The organism is Ruegeria arenilitoris, assembly GCF_013035425.1.
GTDB lineage: Bacteria > Pseudomonadota > Alphaproteobacteria > Rhodobacterales > Rhodobacteraceae > Ruegeria > Ruegeria arenilitoris_A.
Map to the genome: position 1 here is coordinate 336,465 of NZ_WQHX01000002.1, position 14,318 is coordinate 350,782.

At 53.1% G+C, this 14,318-nt stretch carries 15 protein-coding genes and 2 tRNA genes; 12 read left to right on the plus strand and 5 right to left on the minus strand.

What is annotated here, in order from left to right:
- Window positions 1-8: 8 nt before the first annotated feature.
- The 3 genes from GOV45_RS07295 to GOV45_RS07305 all read right to left on the minus strand — a co-directional run bounded on the left by GOV45_RS07295 (window position 9) and on the right by GOV45_RS07305 (window position 3,830).
- The gene (locus tag GOV45_RS07295; RefSeq protein WP_170475988.1) at window positions 9-1,262 is read right to left on the minus strand and encodes a sarcosine oxidase subunit beta family protein; all 1,254 of its coding nucleotides are present in this window, start codon (window positions 1,260-1,262) and stop codon (window positions 9-11) included.
- Between the two features lie 141 nt (window positions 1,263-1,403).
- The gene (locus GOV45_RS07300) at window positions 1,404-2,306 is read right to left on the minus strand and encodes a hypothetical protein (RefSeq protein WP_174823603.1); all 903 of its coding nucleotides are present in this window, start codon (window positions 2,304-2,306) and stop codon (window positions 1,404-1,406) included.
- Window positions 2,307-2,399: 93 nt separating this feature from the next.
- A complete protein-coding gene (locus tag GOV45_RS07305) occupies window positions 2,400-3,830 on the minus strand; it encodes a Glu/Leu/Phe/Val family dehydrogenase (RefSeq protein ID WP_170475990.1) in 1,431 nt (476 codons plus the stop codon).
- A gap of 421 nt (window positions 3,831-4,251) precedes the next feature.
- Here GOV45_RS07305 and GOV45_RS23240 point away from each other — a divergent pair, with 421 nt between their 5' ends.
- Genes GOV45_RS23240 through GOV45_RS07320 form a run of 5 tightly spaced genes read left to right on the plus strand, consistent with a single transcriptional unit; the run spans window position 4,252 to window position 7,156 of the window.
- Window positions 4,252-5,400, plus strand: coding sequence for a pilus assembly protein TadG-related protein (locus GOV45_RS23240; protein WP_254447935.1), 1,149 nt, complete (start codon window positions 4,252-4,254; stop codon window positions 5,398-5,400).
- Window positions 5,401-5,404: 4 nt separating this feature from the next.
- Window positions 5,405-5,671, plus strand: a complete 267-nt coding sequence (locus GOV45_RS23245) for a hypothetical protein (RefSeq protein WP_254447936.1) — start codon at window positions 5,405-5,407, stop codon at window positions 5,669-5,671.
- Window positions 5,668-5,970 (plus strand): hypothetical protein, encoded by a 303-nt coding sequence (locus tag GOV45_RS23250; protein WP_254447937.1) that lies wholly within the window; start codon window positions 5,668-5,670, stop codon window positions 5,968-5,970. The genes GOV45_RS23245 and GOV45_RS23250 overlap by 4 nt, the downstream gene beginning before the upstream one ends.
- A complete protein-coding gene (locus GOV45_RS07315) occupies window positions 5,967-6,596 on the plus strand; it encodes a TadE/TadG family type IV pilus assembly protein (RefSeq protein ID WP_170475992.1) in 630 nt (209 codons plus the stop codon). Before GOV45_RS23250 ends, GOV45_RS07315 begins: the two co-directional genes overlap by 4 nt.
- A complete protein-coding gene (locus GOV45_RS07320) occupies window positions 6,593-7,156 on the plus strand; it encodes a TadE/TadG family type IV pilus assembly protein (RefSeq protein WP_170475994.1) in 564 nt (187 codons plus the stop codon). Before GOV45_RS07315 ends, GOV45_RS07320 begins: the two co-directional genes overlap by 4 nt.
- Here the strand turns inward: GOV45_RS07320 and GOV45_RS07325 are convergent.
- A complete protein-coding gene (locus GOV45_RS07325) occupies window positions 7,153-7,632 on the minus strand; it encodes a hypothetical protein (protein WP_170475997.1) in 480 nt (159 codons plus the stop codon). The two genes, GOV45_RS07320 and GOV45_RS07325, sit on opposite strands and share 4 nt — an antisense overlap.
- Window positions 7,633-7,792: 160 nt before the next feature.
- On the opposite strand from GOV45_RS07325, the gene GOV45_RS07330 reads away from it, so the two are divergent.
- Complete coding sequence (locus GOV45_RS07330; RefSeq protein WP_170475998.1) at window positions 7,793-8,704, plus strand: pirin family protein; 912 nt, start codon at window positions 7,793-7,795, stop codon at window positions 8,702-8,704.
- 34 nt (window positions 8,705-8,738) lie between these two features.
- Here GOV45_RS07330 and GOV45_RS07335 read toward each other — a convergent pair whose 3' ends face one another.
- Complete coding sequence (locus GOV45_RS07335; RefSeq protein ID WP_170476000.1) at window positions 8,739-9,326, minus strand: TetR/AcrR family transcriptional regulator; 588 nt, start codon at window positions 9,324-9,326, stop codon at window positions 8,739-8,741.
- A gap of 99 nt (window positions 9,327-9,425) precedes the next feature.
- Between GOV45_RS07335 and GOV45_RS07340 the strand changes: the two genes are divergently transcribed.
- The 6 genes from GOV45_RS07340 (at window position 9,426) to GOV45_RS07365 (ending at window position 14,264) form a co-directional block, all read left to right on the plus strand.
- Window positions 9,426-9,674 (plus strand): hypothetical protein, encoded by a 249-nt coding sequence (locus tag GOV45_RS07340; protein ID WP_170476002.1) that lies wholly within the window; start codon window positions 9,426-9,428, stop codon window positions 9,672-9,674.
- A 130-nt stretch (window positions 9,675-9,804) separates the two neighbouring features.
- A complete protein-coding gene (locus GOV45_RS07345; RefSeq protein ID WP_170476004.1) occupies window positions 9,805-11,091 on the plus strand; it encodes a homoserine dehydrogenase in 1,287 nt (428 codons plus the stop codon).
- Window positions 11,092-11,162: 71 nt separating this feature from the next.
- Entirely contained in the window at window positions 11,163-12,146 is a 984-nt protein-coding gene (glpX, locus tag GOV45_RS07350) for a class II fructose-bisphosphatase (protein WP_170476594.1), read from the plus strand.
- 92 nt (window positions 12,147-12,238) lie between these two features.
- The gene (gene recJ / locus GOV45_RS07355) at window positions 12,239-13,981 is read left to right on the plus strand and encodes a single-stranded-DNA-specific exonuclease RecJ (RefSeq protein ID WP_170476595.1); all 1,743 of its coding nucleotides are present in this window, start codon (window positions 12,239-12,241) and stop codon (window positions 13,979-13,981) included.
- Between the two features lie 109 nt (window positions 13,982-14,090).
- A tRNA-Glu gene (locus tag GOV45_RS07360) sits at window positions 14,091-14,165 on the plus strand.
- A 24-nt stretch (window positions 14,166-14,189) separates the two neighbouring features.
- Window positions 14,190-14,264, plus strand: a tRNA-Glu gene (locus GOV45_RS07365).
- Window positions 14,265-14,318 lie beyond the last annotated feature (54 nt).

A 14,318-nucleotide genomic window follows, 5' to 3' on the forward strand; every position in this document is an offset into this window, starting at 1 on the left:
CACAATCCTCAATGCAGGTTGTGCTGAGAGCCTTTGCCCTCTTCGTCGATGATGCCCCGCCCCGTACGGAAACGGTCGAGCCGAAACCCGGTAGCGTTTTCATGATATCGATCGGTCGCGAGCAGATGGGCAAAGACGTTGCCAGAACCCGGCACCGCTTTGAAGCCGCCGTAATTCCATCCGCAGTTCAGATAGAGTCCTTCGATGTCTGTCCTATCGATTATTGGGGATCCGTCCGGCGACATGTCCATAATCCCACCCCACGACCGCAGCACCTTGGCTTTGCCGATCATCGGCATTAGGGCCATGCCCGCTTCCATTACGGTCTCTACCGTCGGCAGGTTACCTCGTGCCGCGTAGGAAGCGTAGAAATCAAGGTCGCCACCAAAAACCAATCCGCCCTTGTCGGACTGGCTTATATAGAAATGTCCCATGCCAAACGTGACGACATGATCGATGCACGGCTTCAACCCTTCGGTCACAAAAGCCTGAAGTACGTGGCTTTCAATCGGCAGTCGCATCCCGGCCATTGCCGCAACCTGACCTGAACGACCTGCAGCAACCATCGCAACTTTCTTAGCTCGGATCGGGCCGCGCGAGGTCTGCACACCCCGCACCACACCATTCTCGACATCGATTCCTGTTACTTCACAGTTTTGTACCAGGTCTACGCCGCGTTGATCCGCTCCGCGAGCAAAACCCCAAGCTACGGCATCATGCCGCGCTGTGCCGCCGCGTGGGTGGTAAAGCCCGCCATAGAGCGGAAACCGTAAATCATCGAAATTCAGGTAAGGCACCATTTCCTTCAATTCGTCCCGGCCAAGAAGGATTGCATCGTCACCTTGACTAATCATCATGTTGCCCCGGCGCGCTGCTGCATCACGTTGTCCGTCAGAGTGAAACAGATTAATGATGCCCCGCTGCGAGTGCATGACATTGTAGTTCAAATCTTCTTCCAAACCCTCCCACAATTTTAAAGAGTGAGAGTAGAATTCAGAATTGCCCTGAAGAAAGTAGTTCGCCCGCACAATCGTGGTATTGCGTCCGACATTGCCGCCACCGATGTAACCCTTTTCCAATACGGCCACATTTGTAAGGCCGTGCTCTTTTGCCAAATAATACGCAGTGCTCAGACCATGACCTCCGCCACCGATGATAACGATGTCGTATTCGACCTTCGGCTGCGGATCGCGCCAATGTGGCGTCCAGCCTTTATTGCCGGTCAGTCCCTCCTTGAGGACGCGCAAGCCGGAAAAACGCATTCGAACCTCCCTGCGGCTGTGTTGGCATCAAACCAACTCTGGTTAGCAGTAGCAACGTCTCAGGTTGGTTCCACCTCCGTTTTCGACCCGCATTTGCCTGTGCGCGACGAAATCTATCGCACTGCAGTTCAAATAACGATTTCAAAAGCGAAGTTGAAATGCGACTCCAGCAATTGGAGCAGTGTCATAACTTTGGCGACTAACCTCGCGCCCCGCCGCGTTTTCCAGTTTCAGTTCGCCATTTAGTTCGGCTCCGGCAAACGCAGTGAAAGACACACCTGGATTGGGGGCATATTGTAAGGACAAAACAACCGGAATACTGCTGTCTTCGCCGATACCATCCGGCGCCAAGCCTTCATCATCCAGTTGGAAACGAATGCTCTCGGATCGTACCGCCATACCTACTTTGACTGCGTCAGAAACCGCGTATTCCAATGAAACACCGGGGCCTTGCGTCGCGCCCAAACCGCTACCGGTACTAAGGTTCCAACTTTCGGCAAAAGTCCAATCCACAAGAACGGCCGGGAAGACTTCCAGATCATCGGTGCCAATTTCCGAGAAGACTCCAAGCGCCGGTCCGATCCGTAAATTGGGACTTAATGCCCATGAAATTCCGCCAAATACGCCGTAGGTGAAACCGTCCGATGCGCTGGCACCACGCTCGTAATCCCACCTTAACTGAGGGGAAATGAAAACACTTGCGCCGCCATCCAACGCAAAACGCAACGGCACCGAAATCCGTATGTCGCGGACATCCTCCCACGGCTGGTTTCCGGGGAATCCAAAATCGTAGCTGAACTGTCCGTAGCTTAAAACCAGCCCCGCAAACGAACCGTCCGCGAACCGATTGATGATGCCCGTTCGCAAAAAAGCCCGCGATGCGCTAAAGTCGCCACCATCATCAAGGTCGGCTTTGCCCTGATAAACGGCTAGACCGTCGACTATGCCGCCCCAACCGAAAGGTTGTTGCGACTGGGCGGCGCCAGCGGCAAAATTTGCCGCAACTGCTATAGCGGCTACGGCGATCTTTTCTGAAACTATCATCTGCTCTGAGTCCTTCTTGGCTTTCTGTGAGCCAGTTGAAAAGGTATGGCAACCGAACCTTTCGTCCATGTCCGGTTACCTTTTTTCGTGTCGTCAGAGGCCTTTAGCGCGATAGCTTTTCGAGACCCTATCGATAGCAACGATATAGGCCGCGGTACGCAGGTCCTCGACGTCGTCGCGATCATGCCACACCTCACTCATAGCCTGATAAGCGATACGCATGGTGTCATCGAGCCCCGAACGCACTAGTTCCAGTTCATCTGCACCCTTTAAGTATTTGGACTTAAAATCTGGAGACATCGACCAAGCGTCTCCGAGATACCTATCGAGCCTTTGCAGCTCGCTTACGATCAACTCGTGACGCGCCTCTTCCTGTCTGCGCTGCATTCTGCCAAATCGAATGTGACTCAGGTTCTTGACCCATTCAAAGTAGGACACCGTTACCCCACCCGCGTTGGCATACATATCCGGTATGATAACGGTCCCTTTTTTACGTAGTATTTCATCGGCTCCAGCAGTCACCGGACCGTTGGCTGCCTCGATAATCAAAGGTGCCTTGATGCGCTCGGCGTTGGACATGTTGACAACGCCCTCCAGAGCCGCCGGAATAAGGATGTCACATTCTTCTTCCAGCACAGCGCCGCCTTCAGCAGTATGCGTGGCGTCCGGATAGTTTTTTACGCCACCATGCTTGACGATCCATTGGCGCACAGCTTCGACATCGATCCCATCTGGATTGAACAGTGCGCCATCCCACTCAATGATACCGATGACACGTGATCCATCTTCTTCACTCAAGAATTTTGCGGCATGATAACCCACATTTCCCAACCCTTGAACGATCACTCGCTTCCCGTCCAATGAACCAGATAGACCTGCCTTTTGCACATCCTCGGGATTTCGGAAGAACTCCCGCAGAGCGTATTGAATTCCGCGACCCGTGGCCTCAACGCGTCCAGCAATCCCTCCCGCATTCAACGGTTTTCCCGTAACACAGGCCCGAGCATTGATATCCGTGGTGTTCATCCGCGCATACTGGTCGGCCATCCAGGCCATCTCGCGCTCACCTGTTCCCATATCCGGGGCGGGAACGTTCTGTGACGGATTGATTAGGTCTCGTTTGGCCAATTCGTAGGCAAAGCGACGGGTGATTTGCTCCATCTCATGTTCTTCGTATTGCCGCGGGTCAATGCACAACCCCCCTTTCGAGCCTCCAAATGGTGCCTCTACCAAGGCGCACTTGTAAGTCATCAACGCGGCAAGCGCTTCCACTTCATCTTGGTTAACCGCAAGCGCATAGCGAATACCGCCTTTTACCGGCTCCATATGTTCAGAATGAACCGAGCGATAACCAGTAAATGTGTGTATCTGGCCCCGAAGCCGTACACCGAAGCGAACTGTATAGGTTGCGTTGCAAACACGGATCTTTTCCTCCAGACCCGGCGGCAGGTCCATCAAAGACGCCGCCCTGTTGAACATCAGATCAACGCTCTCGCGAAAACTTGGTTCTTTAATGCCGGTCATAAATTCCTCCGTGCTGGTAAATGACAAACGTCATGACTTTTTGTCGCACCACTAAGCCTGTGCTGCAATTCTCATCTGCACTTTTTTTCACCAATTTACGAAGAACCCGTTACGGCCATTGGTGAGTCGGCTGAACTAAAAAACGGCGCGACATTGTCAAAATTCGGGAAACAAAGAGGGCGATTTCGTTCGCACTAAAGACAAATATCTTTTAATAATAACATTATAGCATCCTAATGGCCCAAATCTCGCCACGATCCGAAACTAATTTATCGTCGTCGCAAAGAACCATTTGCGTGCCTTTTCGGCACAAGGATTTGTTATGCAAAATTTGATTTGGAAGTCAAAATTCGTTATCTCGTTTAGCTCTAACCTCAGTCTCCAGCATGCGCGCAGGTTTGCAAATTCAACCGACGGATCCATGACGATCCTGTCGTTATTCTTTATAATGGCGGTCTTCATGGTAGCCGGATTTGCCGTCGACATGATGCGTTACGATCGCGAACGGGTGAAACTTCAGTACGCCTTGGATCGCGCAGTGCTTGCGGCCGCCGACCTTGATCAGGAATTGTGTCCTGCCGACGTGGTCAAAGACTACCTGAGCAAAGAAAACCTCGATCAATACTTGGTCGAAGGTTCCATCAATGTTACTCCGGAAACCTGCGGTGCAACGGACGCTCGTTTGGCAGGCAAGCGTAAAGTCGAAGCTAGCGCTGAAATGAACGTCGCAACGCATTTCATGCAATGGAATGGCGTCGATTATATTGCGTCCAATGCCACCAGCGTCGCAGAAGAATCCATCGGTAACGTTGAGATTTCCCTGGTTCTTGACGTTTCCGGTTCAATGGACGGAACAAAACTGGCCAATCTTCAGACTGCAGCCAAGGATTTTGTTGATGAGATGGTTAACAAATCCGAGGATGGTAAGTTGTCTATTTCGATCATCCCATATTCGGAACAAGTTTCAGTCCCGAACTACCTGATGAACGAGCTGACCACTATCGGCGCTAATGAAGTTGCGAATTGCATCGACTTTCCACTTGCCGATTTCTCGACCATGGAATTCGATAATTATGATATCTTTGACTCCGGCGGCACTCTGATCCGCCCGGGCACTGCTATCCCTCAAACACTTCACTTTGACGACTATGGGTCCACTGACTTTCGTCAAAGTGATAACTTGGTTGCCAGTAATGTGTGCCGACGGGAAACCAGCACCGATCGACGAGCGATGGCTGTCATTCAAAACGACGTAGACACGCTGAAACAGCAGATCGATCTTTTGAATGCAAGTGGTTGGACATCCATTGATGTCGGCTTGAAATGGGGATTGACCCTGTTGGATGACAGCATTCAGCCATTGATTGCGCGCCTTGCAAGCACCTCTGCCATTCCAAGCGAGTTCGCAGGGCGACCCGGGCGAAACAGAACAGCCGACTCTTTGAAGGTTCTGGTACTGATGACCGATGGAGCCAATACAAAACAGCACATGGTCAACGCGCCCTACTACACGGGCCCGTCAGATATTCACTGGAACGATGGGGCACAAACGTACTCTGTCTATGATTAAGCGAATGATCGTTATACTTGGTCAAATGTTCGGCAAACTGTACGTCACAACGACGGCTCTCGCTGGACCAGAGATTACTATCAAAACCACGCCTACGGCGCCCGAAAGTCTGACGGCAGCAGAGAAACATTCCGCCGCTATCGCTGTACAAGCTTCTACGATGGTAAATGCCACAGCATTAACTCATCGTCGTATTACACCGACACCGAGTACGGCGACACCTTGGAACTGGATTGGCCGGATGTTTGGGCGCACTCAGAGAAACACGTGATCTACTATCTTCTGCGCGACACATTTGGCACTACGAAAGCACAGGAGTGGTGGGATAAATCCACCACCGAACTGCAAGGCTATCAAAAAGACCCGCGGGTTTATTCACTTTGCGCACAGGCAGAAGCCGAAGAAGTTCTTATTTTCTCAATAGCTTATGAAGCGCCCGAAAGCGTGAAGCCGATGCTCAAGACTTGTGCGGTAGACGATGGGCGTTACTACGAAGCCACCGGAACCAAGATCCAAGGCGTGTTTGACTCGATCAGCGCTACAATTCAGAACTTAAGGCTAACTCAATGAAACCGTTACTTCGAATGCGCCTGCGTCGATTTCGCCGCAGCGAGGACGGAAGTTCGTCGACTATCGAGTTTCTGTTCTGGTTCCCGGTGTTCATCTATGTCTGCTATTCGGGCATGGACATGGGGTTGATGTCATTCAGTCATGCCAACCTTGAACGGGCGCTTGATGAAACTATCAGAGAGGTTCGCCTCAATCGCCTTCCCGCTGGTGAAACAGAGTGGACACATGACCTTCTCAAGGACATGGTTTGTGACAGGGTTCGGCATGTCTCGAACTGCTCTACTCATCTTGCGCTTGAGATGAAGTCGATTGATCCGCGCGTCGGCAACCAACTGAACACACAGGTATTTTGCGTTGACACGCCCGAGACGATTCGAAACCCGGATCAGGTTGATTTCGACCGAGGCACATCAAACGAACTGATGATCATTAGGGCCTGTCTAGAAGTTTCCCCGGTTTGGGGCTTTACCATGACCGGCGGCTTGGCAAGCCAAGATCCGGATGGACAATGGGAATTGCACGCCACGACGGTATTCGTGCACGAGCCATTCGGCGGCGACACGTCGAACCCAATAACCAACCCGGCGGCGACAGGCGGTACTTCTGAAACTGGAGGCGCAACATGAAACGCGCCATCGCAAGTTTTTTGAAGCAATTCTTCGACCGGGAGGATGGCATTATTACGGTTGAGGCAGTGCTGGTTCTGCCGATGATGTTTTGGTCGATCTTTGCATCCTACACCTACTACGACAGCTATCGTCAAAGCGCCCGCAACATCAAAGCTGCTTATGCCGTTGCCGATATCATTTCGCGTGAACGCAACATGATCAACGCAACCTACATCAATACGATGCATAGTTTGCTTGAAACCATGGTGTCTACTCGGGCTCCGGTATCTATGCGCATTTCGTTCCTGCTTTACGAAGAACCGACAGACAGCCACACAGTGTTGTGGTCGTGTGTCCGGGGGGGCGTTTACAACTCGCTGAACGACGGAGATGCCAAGCTGATGAAACCGCTTCTGCCGACGATGCCGGACAACGGCAAAATGATTGTTGTTGAAACCAACAACACATATCGCGCGCCGTTCAACATCGGTTTTGGGTTTGATGATTTTTCGATGGGCAATTTCGTCTTCACGCACCCACGCGTTTTCGACAACATTGTTGCATCGACCCCCTGCTAACTGCTCTCCGCCCGCTCCATCAGCAGAGCGGATAGCATTTCCGACATAAACTTTGTTTCGGCGGCAGAAGTCATGCCACCGACACCTATCCGACGGCCAATTCTCCACCATAGGCCTGGTTCCCAAGCATTTTTTGTCCTTGCACGGGTCAACACCAGAAACCCGTTGGATGGTTTAAATGCGAACACACCCCGATCCACTGACACGATATCAGCAATCTCGCAAATGGGTCGTCCAGACCGGGTCCTAAGTTGCGATTTAGTCAATTCAATTGCGTCCTTAGTCGATACCCACATGCGCTGTGCCAACCACAGTGAAGCAAAGCCAATCACCAACAGAAATACCTGCCACCCTGTTTCCGGTGGCGATGCAAGTGCAACGTAAATCACCAACAGTGCGACAATGCCCAGCATCCCTACCCCGATCCAACGCCTTGGCGATGAGGCCTGTACAGTGGCTAATACGTCCTGTTGCATGTGCGTCTCCCAATATTCGCCTTTGCCTTAGCGCCTTTGGCGGCAGAAGGACAGAGACCCCGAAAAATCTGAGCATCATTGCACATTATCAGTGTTTCTGTGCCAATTGATTGCCTCGCATCAGGATTTACATTGCAGATTGAGCAATCAGGAGGATGCAATGTCCCTCAGACCTACATTAGAAACACGAAAAGCTATCCCAGCCATGGAAGGCGCCGGCGTGAAACTGCATCGCGCGTTCGGATTTCAGGATCCATCCGAATTGGACCCATTCCTGTTGTTTGACGATTTCAGAAATGAAAACCCGCAGGACTATCAGGCTGGTTTTCCTTGGCACCCCCACCGGGGAATAGAAACAATTACCTATGTTCTGTCAGGCAATGTCGATCACAGTGACTCGCTTGGCAACAGCGGAACTTTGGGTGCCGGGGACGTGCAATGGATGACCGCCGGTTCCGGAATTTTGCATCAGGAGATGCCTAAGGGTAACTCGCGCGGACAGATGCACGGGTTTCAACTTTGGGGCAATCTTCCTGCTGACCAAAAAATGACTGCGCCAAGGTATCAGGATGTGAGTAGCGCTGAAATTCCAGAAGTCATCGATGACGATGGAACCACTGTGCGCATCATCGTGGGTGACTTTTGGGGAAAGACAGGGCCCGTCGACGGGATCGCGGCCGATCCGCAGTATTTGGACGTCTCAATCCCTGCAGGACTGAAAAAGACGTTTAAAGTGGACACCTACAGACGCGCATTTGCCTATGTCTTTCAAGGCCAAGCCGCGTTTGCAGATGCGTCTCAACCCACTGGAGTACTGTTGGAAAAAGAAATCGCCGGGCAAGAGGTCAATATCCGCGACATGTCAGGGAACCGCACGTTGGTACGCTTTGGCACGGGCGACGAAATCACGGTGCAGGCCGGTCCTGAAGGGGTTCGTTTTTTGTTGATTTCCGGCGCGCCCATCAATGAGCCGGTTGCGTGGCACGGCCCGATCGTGATGAACACACAATCTGAGCTGGAACAGGCCTTTCGCGAACTTCGCAACGGCACATTCATTCGTCCGGCACACTAACGGAACCCGCCTTGCCGAATTCCGGCAAGGCGGATCAGCGCGTTACGGATCTGCGTACCATATCCCAATAGATTTGCTCGACGGCATCGAGAGTCAGCCTACCCTCTGTCCGGTACCAAGTCATAACACCATTCAACATCGCAATCACCGCCAACGTTGCTATCTTGCTGTCGGTGACTGTAAATAAACCTTCGACTTGTCCTTGCTTGAAAATTCCTTCGAGCGTGTCCTCGTAATTTCGGCGCAGTGCTTCAATTTCAGCGAAATTTTCGGGGGTGAGATTGCGAAGTTCCATATAGGCAATAAACACCTCGTCAGGGCGTTGAAGATGAAACCGGATATGAAAACCTACAAACTGCTTCAATGCTTCGATGGCGTTTTCAGTCGCAGGCAATTCGGCGGCGGAATTCAAAAGCTCTTGCATGTGCTCTTGCATAAGTCGAAACAGCAGACTTTGCTTATCTGGAGTGTAGTTGTAAAGCGCACCGGCTTGCACACCGACTTCGGCAGCGATCTGCCGCATGGATACCGCGGCGTAGCCACGTCTTGAAAACAGTCTCAGCGCAGCCTTTCGGATGCGCGGGCCGGTTATATCGGAATGAGAACCTTGCGTACGTGCCATTTGGCCAACTTATCTGAACAATCGTTCAAATAGAACCCCGCTTGAACCGCGACGCTAAAAGGTGCATGACCAACCAAAGCCGCAACCCAAAGGTCCTTTATGAAACCTCTGCCGCTGATTATCTCTTTGCTTGTTTGCGCAGCCTGCGCCGATATTCCCGAGCTTGAAGGCAGCGAAGAGCCAGAATTGCGCAAAACCTCTTATCCGCGACTAATTCCAATTTCCGAAAGCCTGGGGCCTCCGGCAGATCCAGTGAGCGAAGCAGAGGAAGTCGAAGAAGAGCTAACCGAGCGCAGTGAAGCATTGGCTGCAAAAGCAAAAACCCTGCAAGAAGCTAATACCGACTAAGCGGACATATGCGTTCAAAATCAGCCTGATCCGCCCGAGATGGATTGCACCCTTCCGATGAACCCGGTAAGGCAGCCGACAAAGGGAACATGCCCTAACCGGCACATTCGAGCGGAAAGGACCCAAAGGAATGGCACAGGCGCTGAGGCTTGGAATTGCGGGTTTGGGAACCGTTGGCGTTGGGGTTGTAAAGATCATTCGCCGCCACGCCGAGCTATTGACCGCTCGAACAGGTCAATCCATTGAAATTGTGGCCGTTTCAGCACGGGATCCGAACAAAGCCCGTGGCGTGAACTTGTCAAGCTATATGTGGGAAACCGATCCGGTCGCGCTGGCAAAACGCGATGACATTGACGTCTTTATAGAACTAATGGGGGGTGAAAATGGCCCGGCAAAGACATCAGTAGAAGCGGCTCTTGCCAGCGGCAAGGATGTCGTTACCGCGAACAAAGCTCTACTGGCCATCCACGGTCAGGAATTGGCTGAACAGGCCGAAGCAGCGGGCCGCGCGGTTAGGTTTGAAGCCGCTGTTGCAGGTGGCATTCCGGTCATCAAATCCCTGACAGAAGGACTTGCCGGTAACCAAATCTCGCGCGTCATGGGCGTAATGAACGGCACCTGCAACTATATTCTTACGCGAATGCAGTCTCAGGAATTGGGCTACAACGCACTTTTTGAGGAATGCGCAAAGCTAGGGTACCTCGAAGCCGATCCCAATCTGGACGTGGGAGGCATTGACGCTGCGCACAAACTGGCGCTTTTGTCTTCGATTGCATTTGGCACCAAGCCCAACTTCGACGGAATCCAGATTGAAGGCATTCAACATATCAGCCTCGACGATATACATCAGGCCGCTGACATGGGTTATCGCATTAAATTGTTGGGCGTGGCGCAACGAACTCCGCGCGGGCTTGAGCAGCGTATGCAGCCGTGCCTTGTTCCCAGCGACTCACCGATTGGGCAGTTGGAAGGCGGGACCAACATGGTGGTCATAGAAGGTGACGCTGTTGACCAAATTGTGCTGCGTGGTCCCGGCGCCGGAGAAGGCCCGACCGCGAGCGCAGTCATGGGCGATGTTTGTGATCTGGCCAGGGGATTACGAATTCCGACTTTTGGCCGTGCGGCGACGTCTTTGGAAGAGGCACAACCCGCCCAAACCGGTACGCCTGCTCCTTATTACCTACGGCTGGCTTTACTAGACAAACCTGGTGCCTTGGCCAAGGTGGCCGCAATTCTGGGCGATGCGGGAGTATCCATTGACAGGATGAGGCAATACGCCCATTCCGAAAGTACTGCACCTGTTTTGATTGTGACGCATAAGACCACACGATCGACGCTCGACTACGCCCTGAATGGGCTGCGCGATACAGAAGCCGTTGCCGAAGAGCCGGTAGCGCTGAGAATCGAACAAGTTTGACCCCTTGCAGCCTGCAGCAGTCGCAGGCTATGCCAGAAGCAACGTCCGATCCGACCAAAGGAATACCGAACATGAACGCTGCCAAGACCGATTTCAACGATCGCCTGCTTTCGCTTGGCCTTGCGCGGGTAGCGGAACAGGCCGCGCTTGCCTCGGCATCACTGGTTGGTCGAGGTGACGAAAAGGCCGCCGACCAAGCAGCGGTGAACGCCATGCGTGAACAGCTGAATATGCTGGATATCGCGGGGGTTGTCGTCATCGGAGAGGGTGAACGCGACGAAGCGCCAATGCTCTACATCGGCGAAGAAGTCGGCACCGGTAATGGACCCGGGGTGGATATTGCTTTGGACCCGCTGGAAGGCACGACCTTGACGGCCAAGGATATGCCTAACGCTTTGACCGTAATTGCAATGGGCCCGCGCGGATCAATGTTGCATGCGCCGGACGTCTACATGGACAAGTTGGCAATTGGCCCGGGATACGAAGCTGGAGTGGTAAACTTGGACATGAGTCCCAAGGAAAGAGTCAACGCTTTGGCCAAAGCAAGGGGATGCAGTGCCAGTGACATAACTGTTTGCATTCTTGAGCGCCCGCGCCACGAGGCGATGATTGCTGAAGTTCGCCAAACTGGTGCATCGATCCGCTTGATTACCGACGGCGATGTCGCTGGTGTAATGCATTGCGCAGAAAGCGAAGTTACAGGTATTGATATGTATATGGGCCAAGGGGGAGCGCCCGAGGGAGTTCTTGCTGCGGCGGCCCTGAAATGTATGGGTGGGCAAATTTTTGGCCGTTTGCTGTTTCGAAACGACGACGAACGCGGACGTGCAGCCAAAGCAGGTATCACAGATTTGGATCGCGTATATTCTCGCGACGAAATGGTTACATCAGATGTGATCTTTGCCGCGACTGGTGTGACTGGCGGCTCGCTATTGCCGCGCATCAAACGCGAACCCGGGTGGGTAGAGACGACGACTTTGCTGATGCGATCCAAGACCGGATCGGTTCGCCGTATGTCATATCGTACACCGACCTGGCCGCACGACAACGTCTAGATACCCAAACCGAAGTTATTTCGGGAGTTTTCGAAAAGTTAGAAATAGGACGAATCCGTTAGGATCCGGCCTTGCTCTCAACAGGTGCCGAGATGAGTTTTCTTGGGGTGGAACAGTCTATGACCGGTAGGCGCTGGATTGGACCAGCGCCGAACGTCGAGCGCGCCTCGGAAATGATGGCGCAACAAACCGACCTGCCACGCGCTCTGTGTCAGGTATTGGCACGTATGGGTGTCCCCGCAATAGAGGCCGAAGGCTTTCTCGAACCCAAACTCCGAGAATTATTGCCTGATCCACGTGCGATCAAAGACATGGAGACTGCGGCAACGCGATTTCTATCTGCTGTACGCAACCGGCAAAGAATCGCGGTTTTCGCGGATTACGATGTTGACGGCGGCAGTTCCGCGGCTTTGCTAATTGTCTGGCTCAGGCAGATGGGGTTGCAGGCAACCCTGTACGTTCCTGATCGAATTGACGAAGGTTATGGGCCAAATGTGCCAGCCATGACTGAACTGGCAGCATCCCATGATCTCATCGTATGCGTCGACTGCGGTACGCTTAGCCACGAACCTATCGCTGCAGCAAAAGAAGCGGACGTCATAGTTCTTGATCACCATCTTGGCGGTGAAACGCTGCCAGATTGTCTGGCTGTGGTGAATCCAAATCGACAGGATGAAAGCGGTGATTTGGGATACCTATGTGCTGCCGCAGTAGTTTTCCTAATGCTTGTTGAAGCCGGTCGGCAATTGCGAGCCGAGGGCGCAAAGGGGCCGGACCTAATGGCCTTGTTGGATTTGGTGGCTCTGGCCACCGTGGCAGATGTCGCCCCCCTGATACAGGCCAACCGGGCATTGGTGCGCCAAGGGCTTAAGGTTATGGCAGCACGTCAAAGGCCGGGCCTCGTTGCGCTGTCGGATGTGGCTCGGATGGACACTGCGCCAAACAGCTACCATCTTGGTTTCCTGTTAGGACCGCGTGTAAACGCCGGAGGTAGGATCGGACAAGCTGATTTAGGCGCAAGATTACTGAGCACGGACTCGGCAACCGAAGCAGAAGCCCTGTCACAGCGACTGGATGCGCTGAACTCTGAGCGACGCGAGATCGAGAATTCGGTTCGCGCTGCCGCGATGGCTCAGGCCGAGGAACGAGGTCTGGACGCACCTTTGGTTTGGGCAGCTGGCGAAGGCTGGCACCCGGGCGTCGTAGGAATCGTGGCGTCACGACTAAAGGAAACAGCGAACCGTCCAGCGATTGTAATCGGCTTTGAAGGTGACGAGGGCAAAGGTTCGGGTCGGTCAGTCGCGGGAATTGATTTGGGCGCATCAATACAGAGGCTTGCTGCCGAGGGATTGTTGGTCAAAGGTGGCGGTCACAAAATGGCGGCAGGCCTGACGGTTATGCGCGCCAATGTGGAACCTGCGATGAAGCGATTGAGCGAACTTTTGGCCAAGCAGGGCGCGGAAAATAGTGGACCAAGTGACCTGAAACTTGACGGTGCCCTGATGCCAGGTGCTGCAACCGTTGACCTTATTGAACATATTGAAAAGGCAGGACCATTCGGTGCCGCCGCCCCTGCCCCACGTTACGCGTTGCCAGATTTGCAGGTACGTTTTGCAAAGCGCGTCGGGGAAACTCACCTAAAGCTGTCATTGTCCGACGGCATGAGCGGTGGGCTGGACGCCATTGCTTTTGGTGCCTTTGACGGACCGATGGGAGATCGACTTGTGAACCACGGCGGCGCCCGATTTCATTTCGCGGGCAGGCTAGAGATAAATTCGTGGGGTGGACGTCAGAACGTGCAGTTGAGGCTCGAAGACGCGGCCGAAGCGAATTGAAGTCGCAAACGACCGTCTTTGAAAGTCTTTAAAAAAGTTGCAAAGCCTTGCGTTTTTCGGCTTGCGGGGGTGCTAGGTAATCCGTAAAAGGCCCTCCACAAGCCAGCGTGGCCCGTTCGTCTATCGGTTAGGACGCCAGGTTTTCAACCTGGAAAGAGGGGTTCGATTCCCCTACGGGCTACCACTTGTACTTGGCCAGAGAGCTTGCGGCCCGTTCGTCTATCGGTTAGGACGCCAGGTTTTCAACCTGGAAAGAGGGGTTCGATTCCCCTACGGGCTACCATTACGTTGAAGTCCTGAAATCGCTAAGCACTAGTCGAATAACGCTCGTTTTGAG

What these genes read in the sequence shown, in the direction of transcription:
- GOV45_RS07320 (WP_170475994.1), top strand. Translation starts at nt 6,593, where the DNA reads ATGAAACGCGCCATCGCAAGTTTTTTGAAGCAATTCTTCGACCGGGAG.
- GOV45_RS07325 (WP_170475997.1), bottom strand. Translation starts at nt 7,632, where the DNA reads ATGCAACAGGACGTATTAGCCACTGTACAGGCCTCATCGCCAAGGCGT.
- GOV45_RS07300 (WP_174823603.1), bottom strand. Translation starts at nt 2,306, where the DNA reads ATGATAGTTTCAGAAAAGATCGCCGTAGCCGCTATAGCAGTTGCGGCA.
- GOV45_RS07330 (WP_170475998.1), top strand. Translation starts at nt 7,793, where the DNA reads ATGTCCCTCAGACCTACATTAGAAACACGAAAAGCTATCCCAGCCATG.
- GOV45_RS07340 (WP_170476002.1), top strand. Translation starts at nt 9,426, where the DNA reads ATGAAACCTCTGCCGCTGATTATCTCTTTGCTTGTTTGCGCAGCCTGC.
- GOV45_RS07345 (WP_170476004.1), top strand. Translation starts at nt 9,805, where the DNA reads ATGGCACAGGCGCTGAGGCTTGGAATTGCGGGTTTGGGAACCGTTGGC.
- GOV45_RS07305 (WP_170475990.1), bottom strand. Translation starts at nt 3,830, where the DNA reads ATGACCGGCATTAAAGAACCAAGTTTTCGCGAGAGCGTTGATCTGATG.
- GOV45_RS23245 (WP_254447936.1), top strand. Translation starts at nt 5,405, where the DNA reads ATGATCGTTATACTTGGTCAAATGTTCGGCAAACTGTACGTCACAACG.
- GOV45_RS23240 (WP_254447935.1), top strand. Translation starts at nt 4,252, where the DNA reads ATGACGATCCTGTCGTTATTCTTTATAATGGCGGTCTTCATGGTAGCC.
- recJ (WP_170476595.1), top strand. Translation starts at nt 12,239, where the DNA reads ATGAGTTTTCTTGGGGTGGAACAGTCTATGACCGGTAGGCGCTGGATT.
- GOV45_RS07335 (WP_170476000.1), bottom strand. Translation starts at nt 9,326, where the DNA reads ATGGCACGTACGCAAGGTTCTCATTCCGATATAACCGGCCCGCGCATC.
- GOV45_RS07315 (WP_170475992.1), top strand. Translation starts at nt 5,967, where the DNA reads ATGAAACCGTTACTTCGAATGCGCCTGCGTCGATTTCGCCGCAGCGAG.
- GOV45_RS07295 (WP_170475988.1), bottom strand. Translation starts at nt 1,262, where the DNA reads ATGCGTTTTTCCGGCTTGCGCGTCCTCAAGGAGGGACTGACCGGCAAT.
- glpX (WP_170476594.1), top strand. Translation starts at nt 11,163, where the DNA reads ATGAACGCTGCCAAGACCGATTTCAACGATCGCCTGCTTTCGCTTGGC.